Source organism: Microbacterium sp. BG28 (assembly GCF_034044005.1).
Lineage (GTDB): Bacteria > Actinomycetota > Actinomycetes > Actinomycetales > Microbacteriaceae > Microbacterium.
This window is the reverse complement of record NZ_JAXCHA010000002.1, coordinates 237,419-255,486: the sequence shown is the minus strand read 5'-3', so window position 1 is coordinate 255,486 and position 18,068 is coordinate 237,419. Positions and strand designations below refer to the sequence as shown.

Annotated in this window: 21 protein-coding genes; 12 read left to right on the top strand and 9 right to left on the bottom strand. The window is 70.0% G+C overall.

What is annotated here, in order from left to right; all coding sequences use genetic code 11:
- Window positions 1-83 precede the first annotated feature (83 nt).
- The 3 genes from SK224_RS06870 to SK224_RS06860 are packed head-to-tail and all read left to right on the top strand — an operon-like array spanning window position 84 to window position 1,047.
- Window positions 84-308, top strand: coding sequence for a DUF3107 domain-containing protein (locus tag SK224_RS06870; RefSeq protein ID WP_320434006.1), 225 nt, complete (start codon window positions 84-86; stop codon window positions 306-308).
- 3 nt (window positions 309-311) lie between these two features.
- Window positions 312-602 (top strand): hypothetical protein, encoded by a 291-nt coding sequence (locus SK224_RS06865; protein WP_320434005.1) that lies wholly within the window; start codon window positions 312-314, stop codon window positions 600-602.
- A gap of 4 nt (window positions 603-606) precedes the next feature.
- The gene (locus SK224_RS06860) at window positions 607-1,047 is read left to right on the top strand and encodes a Rid family hydrolase (protein ID WP_413816764.1); all 441 of its coding nucleotides are present in this window, start codon (window positions 607-609) and stop codon (window positions 1,045-1,047) included.
- Here the strand turns inward: SK224_RS06860 and SK224_RS06855 are convergent.
- Window positions 998-1,714, bottom strand: a complete 717-nt coding sequence (locus tag SK224_RS06855) for a ferritin-like fold-containing protein (protein ID WP_320434004.1) — start codon at window positions 1,712-1,714, stop codon at window positions 998-1,000. The genes SK224_RS06860 and SK224_RS06855 overlap by 50 nt on opposite strands.
- A gap of 175 nt (window positions 1,715-1,889) precedes the next feature.
- Between SK224_RS06855 and SK224_RS06850 the strand changes: the two genes are divergently transcribed.
- Complete coding sequence (locus SK224_RS06850) at window positions 1,890-3,338, top strand: DEAD/DEAH box helicase (RefSeq protein WP_320434003.1); 1,449 nt, start codon at window positions 1,890-1,892, stop codon at window positions 3,336-3,338.
- Window positions 3,339-3,362: 24 nt separating this feature from the next.
- Here the strand turns inward: SK224_RS06850 and SK224_RS06845 are convergent, their stop codons facing one another.
- Window positions 3,363-4,232 (bottom strand): PHP domain-containing protein, encoded by an 870-nt coding sequence (locus SK224_RS06845; protein WP_320434002.1) that lies wholly within the window; start codon window positions 4,230-4,232, stop codon window positions 3,363-3,365.
- 77 nt (window positions 4,233-4,309) lie between these two features.
- Between SK224_RS06845 and SK224_RS06840 the strand changes: the two genes are divergently transcribed.
- Together SK224_RS06840 and SK224_RS06835 are read left to right on the top strand one after the other, a co-directional pair.
- Window positions 4,310-5,320, top strand: coding sequence for an endonuclease/exonuclease/phosphatase family protein (locus tag SK224_RS06840; protein ID WP_320434001.1), 1,011 nt, complete (start codon window positions 4,310-4,312; stop codon window positions 5,318-5,320).
- 33 nt (window positions 5,321-5,353) lie between these two features.
- Window positions 5,354-6,763, top strand: a complete 1,410-nt coding sequence (locus SK224_RS06835; RefSeq protein ID WP_320434000.1) for an aminopeptidase P family protein — start codon at window positions 5,354-5,356, stop codon at window positions 6,761-6,763.
- Between the two features lie 30 nt (window positions 6,764-6,793).
- Here SK224_RS06835 and SK224_RS06830 read toward each other — a convergent pair whose 3' ends face one another.
- A complete protein-coding gene (locus tag SK224_RS06830) occupies window positions 6,794-7,420 on the bottom strand; it encodes a general stress protein (protein WP_320433999.1) in 627 nt (208 codons plus the stop codon).
- Window positions 7,421-7,490: 70 nt separating this feature from the next.
- On the opposite strand from SK224_RS06830, the gene SK224_RS06825 reads away from it, so the two are divergent.
- From SK224_RS06825 to SK224_RS06815, 3 genes are read left to right on the top strand one after another with little or no spacing between them, the layout of a single operon-like run.
- Complete coding sequence (locus SK224_RS06825; RefSeq protein ID WP_137417397.1) at window positions 7,491-8,741, top strand: magnesium transporter MgtE N-terminal domain-containing protein; 1,251 nt, start codon at window positions 7,491-7,493, stop codon at window positions 8,739-8,741.
- Entirely contained in the window at window positions 8,741-9,340 is a 600-nt protein-coding gene (locus SK224_RS06820; RefSeq protein WP_320434728.1) for a DUF1003 domain-containing protein, read from the top strand. The genes SK224_RS06825 and SK224_RS06820 overlap by 1 nt, the downstream gene beginning before the upstream one ends.
- Window positions 9,330-10,481, top strand: a complete 1,152-nt coding sequence (locus SK224_RS06815; protein WP_320433998.1) for an Mrp/NBP35 family ATP-binding protein — start codon at window positions 9,330-9,332, stop codon at window positions 10,479-10,481. Before SK224_RS06820 ends, SK224_RS06815 begins: the two co-directional genes overlap by 11 nt.
- A 12-nt stretch (window positions 10,482-10,493) precedes the next feature.
- On the opposite strand, the gene SK224_RS06810 is transcribed toward SK224_RS06815, so the two are convergent.
- Window positions 10,494-10,874, bottom strand: a complete 381-nt coding sequence (locus SK224_RS06810; RefSeq protein ID WP_320433997.1) for a Sec-independent protein translocase TatB — start codon at window positions 10,872-10,874, stop codon at window positions 10,494-10,496.
- Window positions 10,875-10,945: 71 nt separating this feature from the next.
- Between SK224_RS06810 and SK224_RS06805 the strand changes: the two genes are divergently transcribed.
- Entirely contained in the window at window positions 10,946-11,584 is a 639-nt protein-coding gene (locus SK224_RS06805; RefSeq protein ID WP_320433996.1) for an O-methyltransferase, read from the top strand.
- Window positions 11,585-11,641: 57 nt separating this feature from the next.
- On the opposite strand, the gene SK224_RS06800 is transcribed toward SK224_RS06805, so the two are convergent.
- From SK224_RS06800 to dapE, 3 genes are all read right to left on the bottom strand, one after another.
- Window positions 11,642-11,812 carry a DUF3117 domain-containing protein gene (locus SK224_RS06800; RefSeq protein WP_137417400.1) on the bottom strand — a complete coding sequence of 57 codons (171 nt, stop codon included), beginning with the start codon at window positions 11,810-11,812 and terminating at the stop codon, window positions 11,642-11,644.
- A 68-nt stretch (window positions 11,813-11,880) separates the two neighbouring features.
- Window positions 11,881-13,086 (bottom strand): hypothetical protein, encoded by a 1,206-nt coding sequence (locus SK224_RS06795; protein ID WP_320433995.1) that lies wholly within the window; start codon window positions 13,084-13,086, stop codon window positions 11,881-11,883.
- On the bottom strand, window positions 13,071-14,144 hold the full coding sequence (gene dapE, locus SK224_RS06790) for a succinyl-diaminopimelate desuccinylase (protein WP_320433994.1): 1,074 nt from the start codon (window positions 14,142-14,144) through the stop codon (window positions 13,071-13,073). Before dapE ends, SK224_RS06795 begins: the two co-directional genes overlap by 16 nt.
- Window positions 14,145-14,187: 43 nt before the next feature.
- On the opposite strand from dapE, the gene dapD reads away from it, so the two are divergent.
- Both dapD and ppk2 read left to right on the top strand, forming a co-directional pair.
- Window positions 14,188-15,126 (top strand): 2,3,4,5-tetrahydropyridine-2,6-dicarboxylate N-succinyltransferase, encoded by a 939-nt coding sequence (gene dapD / locus SK224_RS06785; RefSeq protein WP_320433993.1) that lies wholly within the window; start codon window positions 14,188-14,190, stop codon window positions 15,124-15,126.
- On the top strand, window positions 15,123-15,923 hold the full coding sequence (ppk2, locus tag SK224_RS06780; protein ID WP_320433992.1) for a polyphosphate kinase 2: 801 nt from the start codon (window positions 15,123-15,125) through the stop codon (window positions 15,921-15,923). The genes dapD and ppk2 overlap by 4 nt, the downstream gene beginning before the upstream one ends.
- Before the next feature lie 5 nt (window positions 15,924-15,928).
- Here the strand turns inward: ppk2 and ddaH are convergent, their stop codons facing one another.
- Together ddaH and SK224_RS06770 are read right to left on the bottom strand one after the other, a co-directional pair.
- Window positions 15,929-16,690, bottom strand: coding sequence for a dimethylargininase (gene ddaH, locus SK224_RS06775; protein WP_320433991.1), 762 nt, complete (start codon window positions 16,688-16,690; stop codon window positions 15,929-15,931).
- A 2-nt stretch (window positions 16,691-16,692) separates the two neighbouring features.
- Window positions 16,693-17,991 (bottom strand): citrate synthase, encoded by a 1,299-nt coding sequence (locus SK224_RS06770; RefSeq protein WP_234075109.1) that lies wholly within the window; start codon window positions 17,989-17,991, stop codon window positions 16,693-16,695.
- Window positions 17,992-18,068: the final 77 nt, after the last annotated feature.

Below are 18,068 nucleotides of genomic sequence, written 5' to 3'. Positions count from 1 at the left end.
GGCACCGGCACTGCCGGGCGTCCGCATTCTGCGGTGCCGTAGAGTCGGAATGTCCCCGAAGACAGACGAGAGAGGCGACATCCGTGGAGATCCGCATCGGCATCGCGAACACCGGCCGCGAGCTCAACTTCGAGACCGACCAGGCCGCCGAGGACGTGAAGAAGTCGCTCGCCGACGCGCTCGGCTCGGGCGCTCCGTTCGTGTCGTTCGCCGACACCAAGGGCAACTCCTACATCGTCCCCGCCGCGAGCCTGGCATACGTCGAGCTCGGCACCGAAGAGGCCCGTCGGGTCGGCTTCGTCGCCTGAGCGATGGAGATCCTGCTCGCGCTGATCTACGGCGCAGCCGTGGGTACCGCGGCTCACTTCGCGCTCCGCGGTCGTGAGCTGCGCGGCGTGGCGCTCGCGCCGATGATCGGGGCCTTCGTCAGCGGGGCTGCGTGGCTCACTCTGACGTGGGCCGGCACGACCACGGCCGAGCCGTGGTTGTGGCTGGCCGCGCTCGTGGCCGCCCCGGTCGTGGTGGTCCCCGTTCTGGTGGTCGTGAACCGCATCCGCTCGGCGCACGACGCGCGGGAGCGTCAGCGGCTGCACATCGGCTGAACCGATGGACGCATCCGCCGTCCGCCTCATCCGCGCCCCACGGCTGAGCGATGCAGCCGAGTACGCCTATGCCGCCACCGCTCCCGCCGGCACGCGCTTCATCTTCCTGGCGGGAGCATGCCCGCTCGCCGACGACGGCTCAACCGTCGCGATCGGCGATTACGCCGGGCAGGCTGCTCGGTGCGTCGAGACACTCGCCGAGGCCCTCGCGGCCGCCGGCGCCGGACTGCACGACGTCGTCAGCACCCGGGTGCTGGTCGCCTCCGCACGCCAGAGCGACCTCGTCGCCGCGTGGGAGTCGTCCGGGACGCGTTCGGCGATCATGATGCGCCGAGCAGCTCGTCGAGATCGAGGCGGTCGCCGCCGTCGCGGGCTGAGACCGGCCGCGTCGCCACTCAGGACGACAGGCCGAGCGCCTCCATCCGACGCGCGTGCGCCGCCATGAGCTCGGTGAACACCGGCTCGACGGTCTCCTGCATCGCCGTCGGATTCTCTGTGCCCTTCAGCGCCGCGCGCGCGATCAGCAGGGTGTCGCCCACGAGGCGGCGTCCCCACAGCGCGAGCAGCGACGGCCACTCATCGCTCTCACCCAGGGTCTCGAGCAGGATGTCGACGAGCGCACTGCGGGCATCGTCCGCCTCCAGCGCGCGGGCGACCCGCAGCCCCGTCTCGCCATAGCTCGCCGAGAGCGCGAGGTAGAAGTCATCGAGCATGCCTGCGGTCAGATGCACCGACAGCATCGTCTCCGGCCATCGCACGCCGTGCACCTGGGCCCGGAACGCGTCGAGCGGCTCGCGGAAGGGCAGCATGAGCGCCGTGGGATCCTCATCGCGGTCGCGGATGACGGCGACGAGTTCCTCGTGCTTGCGCAGTGCGGCGCCCGCCGCCCGCGAGATCGCCTCTTTGCGCGCGAGCTCGGGCGTCAGCGCGATGAGCTCGGTGAGCGTCTCGAAGAAGCCGAGCTGCAGATAAGCGGCCTGTCCGAGGAACGTGTCGACGTCAGGCGCGAGCTCGGCGAAGTCGATACGCGTGATGCCGTCGTACTCACCCCGCGAACGCAGGCGCAGCGTGCGACCCGCAGGCCGCGAACGACGTCGGAACCAATCCCACACGCGACCAGCCTAGAAGGTTCCTCGCCCGCGCGCCGGAGCGCCAGGCGGAGGCGAGGGCGTGCTCCGGTATCCTGGTGGGGTCCCGGCATCGGATCGGGACCTGCGCGCCTGGGGCTGACAAGGGCGCGGACATCCGGCGGCGCGCCCCGCGCCCACAACCAGACAGGTGCATATTGTGACGACCTTCGCCGAGCTCGGCGTCGACCAAGACATCGCCGACGTTCTTGCCGCTCGCGGCATCGCCGACGCGTTCCCCATCCAGGAGCAGACCATTCCGCTCTCCCTGCCCGGGCAGGACATCATCGGCCAGGCCAAGACCGGTACCGGCAAGACCTTCGGCTTCGGCATCCCCGTCGTACAGCGACTCGGCGCCTCGCCGGAGCCCGGCGTGAAGGCACTCATCGTCGTTCCCACCCGCGAACTCGCGGTGCAGGTCTACGAAGACATGGACCTGCTGACCTCCGGCCGCAGCACCAGCGTCGTCGCCATCTACGGCGGCAAGGCCTACGAGGGTCAGATCGACCAGCTGAAGGCCGGCGCGCAGATCGTCGTCGGCACGCCGGGTCGACTCATCGACCTCGCGAACCAGCGTCTGCTCGATCTCTCCCACGCGACCGAGGTCGTCCTGGACGAGGCCGACAAGATGCTCGATCTCGGCTTCCTGCCCGACATCGACAAGATCTTCTCCAAGGTGCCCGCGGTGCGGCACACGCAGTTGTTCTCTGCCACCATGCCGGGCCCGATCGTCGCGCTCGCGCGACGTTTCATGTCCAACCCCATCCACATTCGGGCCAACGATCCCGATGAGGGGCTGACGCAGGCGAACATCCGCCACCTGGTCTACCGCGCCCACAGTCTGGACAAGGACGAGATCATCGCCCGCATCCTGCAGGCAGAGGGTCGCGGCAAGACCGTCGTGTTCACGCGCACCAAGCGCGCGGCGCAGCGACTGGTCGACGAGCTCAACGACCGCGGCTTCAACGCCGGCGCCGTCCATGGCGACATGAGCCAGGAGTCGCGCGAGCGGTCCATGGCCGCCTTCAAAGCCGGCAAGAAGGACGTCCTCATCGCGACGGACGTGGCCGCGCGCGGCATCGACGTCGACGACGTCACCCACGTGATCAACCACACGATCCCGGACGACGAGAAGACCTACCTGCACCGCGCCGGCCGCACCGGACGCGCCGGCCGCACCGGCATCGCGGTGACCTTCGTCGACTGGGAGGACCTGCACAAGTGGGCTCTCATCAACCGCGCACTCGAGTTCGGACAGCCGGAGCCGGTCGAGACCTATTCGTCGAGCCCGCACCTGTTCGCGGACCTCGACATCCCCGAGGGCACGAAGGGGCGCCTGCGCAAGGCCCCAGCCACGGCCACCGTGACGACCGTGTCCGGTGACGCGCCCGCCGGAGACGCCGCGCCTCGCAAGCGCCGCCGCCGCCGCACGGGCGCGAGTTCGGACGCATCCGCTGCGCCCGACGCATCCGGATCCGAGGCACCGCGCACAGATGGTGGCGGCACGCACGACGGCGGCGGTGCCGAGCACCACGACGGAAAGCCCGCGGCACGGCGTCGCCGTCGTCGGCGCGGTCCCCGCCCCGACGCATCGGCCCCCTCGGCCTGAGACCTCGTAGCGCGCCGATCCCCTTCAGGGGTGGATCGGCGCACTGCCGCTCGCGCGGGCGATGATCCGCCCGAGCATCTCGGCCGACGTGGTGTTCTCGCCCGGCCGGTTGGGCTTGCCCGCGCCGTGATAGTCGCTCGAACCGGTGACGATGAGATCGTGGTCCGCCGCGACCCGGCGCAGCACCGCTTTGCCGTCTGCCGTGTTCTCGCGATGCTCGATCTCGAAGCCGCCCAGTCCGTGGGCGATGAGCTCGTCGATGACGGGCATCGGCAGCATCCGGTCGCGACCATGAGGCGTCGGGTGGGCGATGATCGGCACACCGCCCGCGGCCACCACGAGGTCGACGGCGGTCAGCGGGTCAGGAGCGTAGTGCGGTTCGTAATAACCCGCGCGCGGGTGCAGCACGCCGTCGAATGCAGCACCGCGATCGGCGACGATGCCGCGCGCGACGAGAGCATCCGCGATGTGCGGGCGGCCCACGGTCGCATCGGCACCGGTCTGGGCGAGCACGTCCGCCCAGGTGAGGTCGTAGTCGCGCGCGAGGCTGGCGACGATACGCTCCGCGCGGCCGACGCGGTCATCGCGGATGCGGGCGAGCTCCGCGGTGAGGGCCGTGTCCGTCGGGTCGAACAGATACGCGAGGACGTGGACGCTGCGCCACCCGTGACGCGCGCTCATCTCCATCCCCGGCAGAAACGTCATGCCCCGTCGCACGGCCTCGCCGGCCGCCTCGTCCCATCCCGCCGTCGTGTCGTGGTCGGTGAGCGACACCGTTGCCAGTCCCGCCGCGTGCGCCTGGCGCATGACCTCGGCGGGCGACTCGGTGCCGTCGGAGCGGGTGGAGTGCAGATGCAGGTCGGCGGGCGTCGATACGCGTCCGTCTGCACTCATCCCCCGAGCGTACCGCGCACCCGCATGCGCCCTGCTGCGTGCGGCCGACGCTCAGGTGTGCTGCCTAGGCTCGGAGGGTGTCACGTCTGCTGGGTATCCTGCTGAGCCTGCTCTGCGCGATCGCGGCGGCCGTGCTCACCTGGCCGGAGTTCTTCCGCCTGTCGCGCACCTTCCCGCTGACCCAGATCGTCTCGTTCCGCGCTCTCGTCGCGCTGGCGTTCGCGGCTCTCGCGGTCGTCGCGCTGCTCCTCTCGGTCGCGCGCCCGGTGCGTCGCGTCGTCCTGCCGATCGCGCTCGTCGCCGTGCTCGCCGTCGGCGCCAACGCGGCGGTCATCGTCTCCCGCGGCACGGGCACGACGGCGCTGCCCGCGAAGACCGAGAACAGCATCCGGGTCATGACCTGGAACACCGCCGGCGATGCCACCTCGCCGCAGACGATCGCGCAGACCGCCATCGCCATGGGCGCGGACATTGTGAGCCTTCCCGAGACCACGATCGAGACCGGCGCCGAAGTCGCGGTCGCGATGCGGGATCTCGGCAGCCCCATGTGGGCGCACCACACCGAGTACGGCACCGACGGGTGGGCGGCGGATTCGACGACCTTGCTGATCAGCCCATCACTCGGAACCTACTCTGTCATCGCCTCGTCCCAGGAGGGCACGAGCACGGTACCCAGCGCCGTCGCGATGCCGACCGACGGCAACGGCCCCACGGTCGTCGCCGCCCACGCGGTCGCACCCCGCGAGGATCAGATGGAGCAGTGGCGCCACGATCTGCAGTGGCTGGCCGACCAGTGCGCGGGTGGAGACGTCATCATGGCGGGCGACTTCAACGCCACCCTCGATCACATGGCCGGACTCGGCACCGACGGCGGAACGCTCGGCGCCTGCCGGGATGCGGCATCGCAGACGGGCAACGGCTCGGTCGGCACCTGGCCCACCGACCTCCCCGCGCTCGCGGGCGCGCCGATCGACCACGTGCTCGCCACGCCGCAGTGGACCCCCACGGGCTCCGTGGTGCTGAGCGGGATGGACGACGCCGGCAGCGACCATCGCCCGCTCGTCGTGCAGTACGAGCGCACCGGCTGAGCGAGCCGCCGAGGAGGGTGGGAGACTGGAGCCATGTCGGATTCCACGGACACCTCACCCGCGACCACTGAAGAGCCGGTCGTCTCGAACCGCAAGCAGCCCTTCCCCCAGGGATTCCTGTCGACGATCTCGACCGGATGGGCCGAGCGGGCGGAGACGATCGCTCCGCCACGCATCGAAGCGGCCTACGCCGCCGCACGCCGCGTCGCCCTCTCCGCGTTGTTCCCGGGCTCGCGCCTCGTGATCCCCGCCGGCGAGCTGAAGCAGCGCAGCAACGACACCGACTACCCGTTCCGTGCGCACTCCGCCTTCGCCCACCTGACCGGGTGGGGCGCCGACAGCGAACCGGGCTCCGTGCTCGTCTTCGAGCCCCGCGGCGACGAGGGCCACGACGTCATGCTCTACTTCCGCGAGCGCGCCGACCGCACCACCAGCGAGTTTTACGCCGATGCGAATGTGGGCGAGTTCTGGATCGGGCCGCGCCCGTCGCTGGCGCAGGTCGCGGCGGATCTCGCCATCGCGACCGCTCATCTCGATGCGTTCACCGCGAGCGACGCGGACCGACGGGTAGACGAGGACGCCGAGCTCAGCCGCATCGTGTCGGAGCTGCGCCTCATCAAAGACGAGCACGAGATCGCCCAGTTGCAGCTGGCGGTGGACGTCACCGGTGCCGGCTTCGACGACATCGTCCGAGAACTCCCCCGCATCGTCACGCATCCCCGTGGCGAACGCGTCGTGGAGGGTGTCTTCCACCAGCGGGCTCGCAGCGACGGCAACGGGGAGGGGTACGACACGATCGCGGCGTCCGGCGCGCACGCCTGCTACCTGCACTGGACCCGCAACGACGGCCGTGTCCTGCCGGGCGATCTCATCCTGATCGACGCCGGTGTCGAGGTGGACAGCCTCTACACCGCCGACATCACCCGCACGCTGCCGGTCAACGGGCGCTTCACCGAAGTCCAGCGCCGTGTGTACGAGACGGTGCGCGAGGCGGCCGACGTCGCCTTCGCCGCTGCTCGTCCCGGCGTGAAGTTCCGTGAGATCCATGAGGCTGCCATGTCGGTCATCGCCGCCCGCGTCGCAGAGTGGGGCCTCATCCCGGTCACGGCGCAGGAGGCGCTGGACGCCGACCGCGGCGGGCAGCACCGGCGATACATGGTGCACGGCACCAGCCACCACCTGGGCCTCGACGTACACGACTGCGCACAGGCGCGTCGCGACATGTACTACGAGGGCGAGCTGGCTCCCGGAATGGTGTTCACGATCGAGCCGGGCCTGTACTTCCAGGCTGACGATCTCACCGTCCCGGAGGAACTGCGCGGGATCGGCGTGCGCATCGAGGACGACATCCTCATGACAGCCGAGGGCCCCGTCAACCTGTCTGCAGGCATCCCCCGCACGGCGGACGAGATCGAGGCGTGGATCGCGCGCCTGTCGAACTGAGAAACGCTGGCCGGGCCGGATTCGGCGCGCTCAGGCGCGGTCCTCGTCCTGGCCCGGCTGCGGCTCTGTCGGCGCGGGCCGCTCGACCGGTGCCGCCTGGGGCGGCTGCGCGCCCGGCGTGATCCGCTCGCCGTAGCGGGGCGGGGTGTCGAGCCGCCGCGGCGCCGCGGCCGGCCGCGTGGCGGTCGGTGCGGTGCCGAGCGCGGCGCGAGCCTTGTGCACGCTGGCGGGCGCGACCTTGACCTCGTAGTGGTCCGCGACGACCTGCATGACGGAGGCGTAGTCGCGCCGGCGGCGCACGATCGAGAACATCAGGATGTTCAGCAGCATCCCGAGCGCGATGCCCACCAGCAGCACGCCGACGAAGGCTTGGATCGGTGCGGCGGGCGAGCCGAGCACGAAGATGAACGAGAAGAGCACACCCAGCATGAGGCCGTTGATGGCGCCCGACCTGGCGGCGGTCGCGTAGCCCAGCCTGCCGGTGATGCGCTCGATGGAACGCAGGCCTGCGCCCACGATCGCGATCTCCTTGGCCGGAACCTCGGCCGCGATAAGAGCGGACACCGCCTTCTGCGCTCCCTCGTACTGCGTGAACGAGGCGACGGTCTCGCCTGTCTCGGCGGAGCCTTGCGAGAACGGTGCACCCTGGTTGCTCATCGCCCCATCTTCCCACGCCGTGCCGCAGCGCTCCCGGCTTGCTCATCGAGGCCGGGGCTAGGCTGGTCGGGTGAGCACACAGCGGGTCTTCGTCGCGCGTCTGGCCGGATGCGCGGTCTTCGATCCCGCCGGCGACCGCCTCGGACGCGTGCGCGACGTCGTCGTGATCTACCGCCCCGACGATGCTCCCCGCGTCATCGGCCTGGTCATCGAGATCCCCGGCCGGCGCCATGTGTTCGTCTCGATCGGGCGCGTCACCTCCATCGACACCGGCCAGGTGATCACGACCGGTCTCATCAACGTGCGCCGTTTCCAGCAGCGCGGCGGCGAGGTGCGGGTTCTGGCGGAGCTCGTGGGTCGCAAGGTGTCGCTGCGCGACGGTTCCGGCCAGGCCGTCATCGAGGACGTCGCGATCGAACGCAACCGCCTCGGCGAGTGGGACGTGTCGCAGCTGTTCCTGCGCAAGCCCAAGACCAGCCCCTCGCCCTTCGCGAAGGGCGCGACGACCTTCGCCTCGTGGCACGACGTCAACGACGGTCAGACTCGCGGCGAGGCGCAGTCCGCCGAGCGCCTGGTCGCCAGTTACGCAGAGCTCAAGGCCGCCGACCTGGCCAACACGCTGCTGGATCTTCCCGAGGACCGTCTCCTCGAGGTGGCGGAGGAGCTGCCCGACGACCGTCTCGCCGACGCTCTGGAAGAGATGCCGGAGGAGGAGCAGGTGCACATCCTCGAGGCTCTGGGCGACGAGCGCGCCGCCGACATCCTCGACGCGATGGAACCCGACGACGCGGCCGACGTGCTCGCCCAGCTGCCGGCCGAGCAGCGCGAGGAGCTGCTCGAGCTCATGGAGCCCGATGAGGCGGAGGACGTGCGCGCTCTCCTGCAGTACGGCCCGGATACCGCAGGTGGGCTCATGACACCCGAGCCCATCGTGCTGTCGGCCGACAACACGATCGCCGAGGCGCTCGCGCTCATCCGCCGCCACGAGACCCATCCGGCCCTCGCCGCCGCTGTGTTCGTCACGCTGCCTCCCTATGAGACGCCGACGGGCCGGCTGCTCGGCACGGTGCACTTCCAGCGGATGCTGCGCTATCCCCCGCATGAGCGACTCGGCGCGCTGCTCGATGACTCGCTCGAGCCCGTGCCCGCCACTGCATCCGCTGCCGTCGTCGCCCGCCTGCTGGCGACCTACAACCTCGTCTCGGTGCCGGTCGTCGACTCCGCGCAACGCCTCGTCGGCGCCGTCAGCGTCGACGACGTGCTCGACTACCTGCTTCCGGAGGACTGGCGCACGGGAGACTCGGAAGGACGGCCGCAATGATGGTTCGTTCCCCCCGCAAAGGGGCGCTGGACGCACCCCGCGGCCGGGGCGGCATGTTGTCGCGGTCCTCGCAGCCCTCGCGCGATCGCTTCGGCCGCTTCACCGAGGTGATCGCCCGCGGCATGGGAACGCCCTGGTTCCTGGTGGGTCTGAGTGCGTTCTGCGCCGCGTGGCTCGCCTGGAACACCATCCTGCCGCCGGAGCTGCGTTTCGATTCCTCGGACAACGGGTTCACGGCGCTGACGCTCGTGCTGTCGCTGCAGGCGTCCTACGCCGCTCCTCTGATCCTGCTCGCCCAGAACCGTCAGGACGACCGCGACCGGGTGCAGATCGAGCAGGACCGCCAGCGCGCGGAGCGCAACCTCGCCGACACCGAGTACCTCGCCCGGGAGATCGTCGCACTGCGGATGGCGCTGACGGACGTCTCGAGCGAGTCCGTCACCCGTGAGGTGCTCCGCGACGAGTTGCGGGCGTTGCTGGAGGATCTGCAGGCGCACGGCGCCGGTGAGGAGCCCGAGCAGGTGCGGGCCGAGCGCGAGGAGAAGCGCCGTCGGGCCGAACGCCGCGAGAAGGCGGAGCGCGAAGCCCGTGAGCTCTGAGACCGACCGTGTCGCCCGGGTGCGGGAGGCGGTCGGCGCCGTCACCGATCCCGAGCTGAGACGCACCCTCGCCGACCTCGACATGCTCCGCGAGGTGACGGAGGTCGCCGACGGCGGCGTGCGCGTCGCGGTGGCGCTCACGATCGTCGGCTGCCCGGCATCCGATCGCATCGAACGCGACGTGCGGGCAGCGGCCGCGAGCGTCGTGGGAGAAGCGCCGGTCGAGGTCGCCCTGGGGGTCATGAGCCCCGAGGAGCGTGAGGCGCTGACGACGCGCCTGCGCGGCGGGCGCCGGCGAGGGAATCCCTTCACGCCCGACTCGCTGACGCGCGTGATCGCCGTGACGAGCGGCAAGGGCGGCGTCGGCAAGTCGACGCTCACCGCCAACCTCGCCGTCGCGCTGGCGGACCGCGGGAGACGCGTGGGCGTCGTGGATGCGGACGTACACGGGTTCTCGATCCCGGCACTGCTCGGACTCGTCGATGCCGACGGCGCGAGTGTGCGACCTACTCGGATCGACGACCTCATCGTCCCACCGGTCGCCTTCGACGTGAAGGTGGTCTCCATCGGCATGTTCCTGCCCGAGGGAGCCGCACGCAGCGCCGTCGCGTGGCGCGGTCCCATGCTTCATCGCACGATTCAGCAGTTCCTCACCGAGGTCTACTTCGCCGACCTCGACGTGCTGCTCATCGACATGCCACCGGGCACGGGTGACATCGCCATCTCGATCGGGCAGCTTCTGCCGCACGCCGATGTCCTCGTCGTGACCACTCCGCAGGCGGCGGCCTCCGATGTGGCGGCGCGCAGCGCGCTCGTGGCGCGGCAGACGGGACAGAACGTGCTCGGCGTCGTCGAGAACATGACCGCGATGACACTGCCCGACGGCACGACGTTCGATCTGTTCGGGTCAGGCGGCGGTGACCGCATCGCCCGGGAGCTGAGCACCGATGCCGAGACGGTCGAGGTCATCGCGCGCGTGCCGCTGAGCCCGGCGTTGCGCCGAGGCGGGGACACGGGCGAGCCGGTCGTGCGCCTCGCTCCGCAGGATGCGGCTTCGCTCGCGATCCAGCAGGTCGCCGACCGCATCCTGCGATCCGGACGCTCACTGTCCGGCAGACCGCTGCCCGTCACCCCGCGCTGAGCGCCGGAGGCGTCAGGTCGCCTCGTCGTCGAACGGCGGCTGCTCCCCGGACTCCAGATCGAAGCTCTCTGCCGCGCGAGTCGTCGACACGGTCACGGCCGCCGCGGCACCGGCCGCACGCACGGTCGCCGTGGGCGGATCGTCGAGCAGCGCCTCGCGGATGATGCGACGCGGGTCGTACTGACGCGGGTCGAGCTTGCGCCAGTCCACCTCGTCGAACTCGGGACCCATCTCGTCCTTCACGCGGGTGCGCGCACCGCGCAGGAACTCGCGGGAGCGGTTCGTGAGTCTCGCCAGCGCCTCCGCGTATCGGGGCAGCCGTTCGGGTCCGATGAGGAAGGCGGCGATCACGGCGATCACCAGCAGCTTCTCGATCGTGAGCCCGAACACCATGCCTTCAGATTACCGCCGCGCCTGACCGCCGCCGCCCACCGGCGACCGTAGGCTTGCCGAGGAGGAACACCATGGCCGGACACGACGCGAGCGACCGCTTCGCTCGTGAGGCGACCGTCGAACCCGACGCGATCGCCCGCGCACGCACGCACGCCCTCGAACTGGGCGCCGATCCGGTGAGCCCGCCGATCGGTGCGCAACTCGCGCTGCTCGCCCAGGTCTCACGCGCCCTGAACGTCGTCGAGATCGGCACGGGTGCGGGTGTGTCGGGTCTGTGGCTCATGCACGGTGCACCGCGGGCCATCCTCACGACCATCGACAAGGAGCCCGAGCACCTCCAGGCCGCCCGTCGCGCGTTCTCGGACGCGCGCATCGCACCGGCTCGCGCCAGATTCATCACCGGCCGCGCCTCCGACGTCCTGCCGCGGATGAACGAAGCCTCCTACGACATCGTGCTCGTCGACGCGGATGCGGACGGCGTGATCGAGTACGTGGAGCACGGCCTGCGGCTCGTGCGTCCGGGCGGGCTCGTGCTCGTGCCCCGCATCCTCGCCGGCGGCGCCGTCGCCGATCCCGTGCGTCGCGATCCTGTGACGACGGCCTACCGGTCGCTCATCCAGGAGACGCAGTCCTCCCCGGCCGTCATCGGCGCGCTGTCGATCGTGGGCGAAGGTCTCCTCCAGCTCACGACGATCGACGAGACCCACTGACATGCCACTGCGGCCGGCCCCGAAGGACCGGCCGCAGTGAAGCAGGAAGTGAACAGCTCAGGCGCCGACGACCCCCGCGAGCACGTCGTGCAATTCCTTGGCCTCGGCGTCGTTGACCGACACCACAAGACGCCCGCCGCCCTCGAGCGGAACACGAACGATGATCAGGCGCCCCTCCTTCACAGCCTCCATCGGCCCGTCTCCGGTTCTCGGCTTCATGGCTGCCATCGTGGCTCCTCTTCGTCAATGGTGAGTTCCCAGTTTATCGTGCGTGAGAGCGCGCCCGACGCTTGTCCTCAGGGGATCTGCCAGAGCGTGTTCCCGAGCGCGTACATGTTGTAGATCCACCACCACTGTCCAGCCAGTCCTGCGATCAGGACCCCGATACGCCAAACGGGATGACGTCCGACCGCGACGGCGCCCCAGAGGGGCGACAGCGGGACGAGGAGCCGGAAGGTGCTCGACTGCGGGAAGAAGACGGCGAGCAGGTAGAGCAGGTAGCTCGCCGACCACAGCCGCACCTCCATCCCGAGCCGGCGCACCCCCGGCGCGAACAGCAGGACGGCGGCCGCCGCGAGCACGACCACGGCCAGCAGCGCGAACCCGAGCCACAGCGGCCAGCCCCACAGCCGCGCCCAGAAGGCGGTGCCGGCGAGGAAACCGTCGAAGGGGAAGAAGTGCGCGGCCGCATCCGGGATCCAATTGCGCCGCCACGCGAGCTCCGTCGCCAGATAGGCGCCCGGGTCGCCCGTCGCGACCGCCGCGATCACCTGCCACGAGAAGCCGACGAGCGTTGCCAGGGCGGCGAGGGCGACCAGGTGAACGATCTCACGCGCGGGCAGAGGATCCGCGCGCCTGCGCACCCACCGCCAGATGCCCACCAGCCCGAGCGTGAGAGCGAAGGCGAGGATGCCGGGGCGCGTGAAGCCCATGAGCGGGATGAGCAGATACAGCCACACGTAGCGGCGCCGGAGCAGGGCCTCCAGCGCCAGCAACAGCCACAGGAGGAACAGCGATTCCGCGTACGCGACCTGGAAGAGGGCGGCCAGCGGACCCGCCACGAAGAAGACGACCGCCCAGGTCGACGTCGACCGGTCGAGGCGCTGGCGCATCAGGCGATAGAACGCGAGCGCGGCGAAGTAGCCGGCGACGAGCGCGACGAGCGGACCCGCCACGGGCCACCCGCCGACGAAGAAGCCCACTCCCTGCGACGCCCACGGATACAGCGGCAGAAAGGCCCACGCGTTCTCCGCCACCTGTCCCGCCTCGGTCAGCGGCAGCGGTGAGGGGTATCCATTGGCGGCGACCACCCAGTACCACTGCGCGTCCCAGCCCATGAGCAGCTTGCCGATGCCGGGGTCCACGCCGAACCGGGATGCCGAGGTCGACAGGGCGGAGGCGAGGGCGAAGAAGCCGAGTGTCACCAGACGGGCGGCGACGTAGATCAGCCCGATCCGAGCGGCGGCAGGCCAGCGACCGACGCGCGTCAGCTGCTCAGCCACGTGCGCAGTCCGCGCTCGACGTCCTCGATCTGCGCGATCGCCACGCGCTCCTGGTCATGGTGTGCCAGGCTCGGGTTGCCAGGGCCGTAGTTCACCGCGGGGACCCCCAGCGCCGAGAACCGCGCCACATCCGTCCAGCCGTACTTCGGATGAGGCCGGGCACCGACCGCGCGAACGAACTCTTGAGCGAGGGGTGCGTCCAGACCCGGCCGGGCACCCGCGGACGAGTCCGTCAACTCGACCTCGAAGCCCTCGAGCACATCGCGCACGTGTGCTTCCGCCTCGGCCACCGACCGGCTCGGCGCGAAGCGGTAGTTGATCTCGACCTCGCAGAGATCGGGGATGACGTTGCCTGCCACGCCACCGGTCACGCGCACGGCGTTGAGGCCCTCACGGTAAGCGAGTCCCTCCACGTCGATCGTCGCCGGCTCGTAGGCGGCAAGGCGGGTGAGGATCGGAGCCGCGGCGTGGATCGCGTTCTCGCCCACCCACGCGCGGGCGCTGTGGGCCCGGACGCCGTGCGTGCGCGCCACGACGCGCAGCGTCCCGTTGCAGCCCCCCTCGACCTGGCCGTTGGAAGGCTCGCCGAGGATCGCGAAGTCCGCCTCGAAGAGATCCGGGCGCAGGCGCGCCACGCGACCGAGCCCGTTGAGGGAGGCCTCCACCTCCTCGTGGTCGTACCACATCCAGGTGATGTCGACGCGGGGATCGGTGAGTTCGGCAGCGAGCTTCAGCTGGACCGCGACGCCCGCCTTCATGTCGACGGTGCCGCGCCCCCAGAGGGTCGGCTCACCCTCGTCGTCCATCAGGCGGCTCGGGAGGTTGTCGTTGAGGGGAACCGTGTCGATGTGCCCGGCGATCACGACGCGCTGCGGTCTGCCGAGGCGTGTCCGGGCGATGATGGTGTCGCCGTCACGGAAGACCTCGAGGTGCGACAGGGGCGCCAACGCGGCGGCGATGGCGTCCGCCAGTGTCGCCTCATCGCCGGAGACGCTCGGGATGTCGCAGATCGCCTGCGTGAGCTCGACGGCGGACGCGGACAGATCCAGCACGGGCATGGGCTCAGTCTACCGAGACTGTCCGGGCCGATAATCTGAGGGGATGAGCATGAAGCGCACGGTATCGGGCACGGGTCTGTCGACGACGAGCGAGGACGGCACCGTTCTCGACGCGTGGTTCCCGACGGTGACGGACCAGGCACAGTCCCGCTCGAGTGCCGAGCTCGCGGAGTTCGCCGGCGCTGACGCCCGCCGCCGGGTCACGGTCTCTCCCGTGGCGCTGACGATCGACGTGGATGCGGCTCCCGCATCCACCGTCGACGCGTACCTGCGCCTGCACGCCCTCTCCCACCGCGTGGTGGCTCCGAACGAGATCAACCTCGACGGCATCTTCGGTCACCTGCCGATCGTCGCGTGGACGACCGCGGGACCGATGCACCCCGCCGACGCGGAGCGGCTGCGTCCCGCGCTGACCCGCGCCGGCATCCAGGTGCACAGCCTCGACAAGTTCCCGCGACTGCTCGACTACGTGACACCGCCCGGGGTGCGTGTGGCCGACGCCTCGCGCGTGCGCCTCGGCGCCTACCTCTCCCCGGGCACCACGGTGATGCACGAAGGGTTCGTCAACTTCAACGCCGGCACCCTGGGTGCCTCGATGGTCGAGGGGCGCATCTCTCAAGGCGTGGTGGTCGGTGACGGCAGCGACATCGGCGGCGGCGCGTCGATCATGGGCACTCTCTCGGGCGGCGGCACGCACCGCGTCTCGATCGGCTCACGCACGCTTCTCGGCGCGAACGCGGGAATCGGCATCTCGCTCGGTGACGACTGCGTCGTGGAAGCGGGCTTGTACGTCACCGCCGGATCCAAGATCGTGCTCGCCGACGAGCAGCCGGGCGCGGACGGCACGCGGCCCGTCGTGAAGGGCGCAGAGCTGTCCGGACGCGACGGCGTCCTGTTCCGCAGGAACTCGCTGACAGGAGCGATCGAAGCCGTGCGTCGCGCGGGCGTGGGAGTCACCCTCAACGAGGCGCTGCACGCATGAGCGCCGCGCGGCTGTCGAAGAAGCTCTACGAGCGCGAACTCGCGCGTCTACAGGCCCAGCTCGTCGACATGCAGGCATGGGTGCAGGCGACCGGCGCGCGTGTCGTGGTGATCTTCGAGGGCCGTGACGCTGCGGGCAAGGGCTCGACGATCAAACGAGTGTCGGAGTACCTGAATCCCCGCGTCAGCCGCATCGTGGCTCTGCCGACGCCGACGGATCGCGAGAAGTCGCAGTGGTACTTCCAGCGCTACATCCCGCACCTGCCCGCGGCGGGCGAGATCGTGCTGATGGACCGCTCCTGGTACAACCGGGCCGGCGTCGAGCGGGTCATGGGCTACTGCACCGATGCGGAGTACCAGAGGTTCCTGCGCCAGGCGCCGCTGTTCGAGCGGATGCTGGTCGAAGACGGCATCCTGCTGCTGAAGTACTGGTTCAGTGTGTCGGACGTCGAACAGGAGGCGCGTTTCCGCTCGCGGGCCCGCGACCCGATGAGGCGCTGGAAGCTGAGCCCTAACGACGTGTTGTCCATCACCAAGTGGGAGGACTACTCCCGGGCGAAGGACGCGATGCTCGTGCACACCGACATCCCTGAGGCGCGCTGGTACGAGGTCGACAACGAAGACAAGCGCCGTGGCCGCATCAACATGATCCACCACCTGCTCGCGCAGATCCCCTGGCAGCCGCTCCCGCACGAGAGCGTGGAGATCCCGGAACGACCCGCCTCACGCGGGTACGAGCGTCCGCCGCGGAGCGAGGACGCGATGGTCCCCGACTACGCCGCCACGCTGGAGCGCTGACGGCGTCAATCGCGCAGGCGCACCGACAGACAGGTGACGCAGCCCTCGAGCTTCTCGAACTCGCTCACCGGGGTCGTGATGACCTCCAGGCCCCTCGCCCGGAAAAGGGCCGCGGATGCCGGCGCGTCCGCCGACATGAGGACGGTGTTCTCGTCGAGCACCACGACCGCCGTGCCGTGCTCCTCGGGAACCGGCAGGAACGCCGGGAACGCCGCGGGGTCATCCACCAGCGGCGGATAACCGATGACCGTGCCGTCCGGGAGCGCGGTCACCGCTGACTTCAGGTGCAGCACCCGTGTCACGGGGACCCCGTGCACGTCCCACCCTCGGGGTTCGAGCAGTGCGCGCAGCTGCGCCACGGCGTCCCCTGTCGTGCGCGCCGACAGGCCCACGTAGACGGTGCGGCCGATCTTGAGCACGTCGCCGCCGTCGAGTGTCGCCGGGGCGACGATCTCCGCCGTCGCCAGCCCGGTCCGCGCGGTCGCGGATTCGATCGTGGGGCGCTCTCCCCGGCGCGAGTCGGCTCCGGCGCGGCACAGGACGGCCAGATCGCCGAACACGACCAGGGCATCCTCGACGAACACGCCGTCCGCCTGTTCGTCCGCCTCGGCGACCGGCACGATCTCCCACCCGCGGGCGCGGAACACGTCGACGTACGCCTCCCACTGCTCGCGCGCGAGCGCGGGATCCACCGGCACCCGCTCGAGGTGCGTGAGCTCCCCCTCGGCCAGCCGCGAGGACGGCGGCCGCACGAGAAGCCGCGGCATCCTCAGCCCACGCCCGGGTAGTTGCGCTCGGGAGCGCCCACGTACAGCTGCTGGGGGCGGCCGATCTTGGTCTGCGGGTCCTGGTTCATCTCCCGCCAGTGGGCGAGCCACCCCGGAAGACGACCGATCGCGAACAGCACAGTGAACATGCGGGTCGGGAAGCCCATGGCCTTGTAGATGACGCCGGTGTAGAAATCGACGTTCGGGTACAGCCGGCGGGAGATGAAGTAGTCGTCGCGCAGGGCGATCTCCTCCAGCTCCTTCGCGAGATCCAGCAGCGGGTCACTGACGCCGAGCTCGGCGAGCACCTCGTCGGCGGATTCCTTGACGAGCTTCGCGCGCGGGTCGTAGTTCTTGTAGACGCGGTGCCCGAAGCCCATGAGCTTCACGCCGTCTTCCTTGTTCTTGACCCGCTCGACGAAGCGCTGCACGCTCTCGCCGGAGTCGCGGATGCGGCCCAGCATGTCGAGCACGGCCTCGTTCGCACCGCCGTGAAGCGGCCCGGAGAGCGCGTTGATACCCGCCGAGACCGAGGAGAAGATGTTCGCCCCGGTGGAGCCCACCAGACGCACGGTCGACGTCGAGGCGTTCTGCTCGTGGTCCTCGTGCAGGATCAGCAGCCGCTCGAGTGCTCGCGACATCACGGGGCTGATCTCGTACTGCTCGCTGAGCACACCGAAGTTGAGCTTCAGGAAGTTGTCGACGAAGCTGAGCGAGTTGTCGGGGTAGAGGAAGGCCTGACCGACGCTCTTCTTGTGCGCGTAGGCAGCGATCACAGGAAGCTTCGCGAGCATGCGTATCGTGTTGAGCTCGACGAACTCGGGGTTGTGCGGGTCCGACTGGTTCTCGTAATAGGTCGAGAGCGCCGCCGTGGCGGCCGACAGCACGGACATCGGATGCGCGGTGTGCGGCAGCGCGGAGAAGAAGCGCTTGAGATCCTCGTGCAGCAGCGTGTGACGCCGGATGCGGTTGTCGAAGTCCTCGAGCTCGCTCGCGCTGGGCAGCTCGCCGTAGATGAGCAGCCAGGCGACCTCGAGGTAGGTCGAGTTCTTCGCGAGCTGCTCGATCGGGTATCCGCGGTAGCGGAGGATGCCCTCGTCGCCGTCGATGAAGGTGACCGCGGACTTGGTCGCCGCGGTGTTCACGAACCCGTAGTCGAGGGTCGTGTGTCCGGTCTGACGCGTCAGTGACGACACATCGATGCTGGGCGCACCGTCCGTACCCGTCAGCACAGGCAGCTCCGCGGTGTGCTCTGCGACGGTCAGACGTGCGGTCTTCTGCTGCGAGCCGGCTTCGGTCACGGCGCCTCCTTGCGATGGATCGTCGGCGAAAGGTGGGGATCCTCGGTCGCCCGGTGGCGACCTGCCCGGGCACGCTA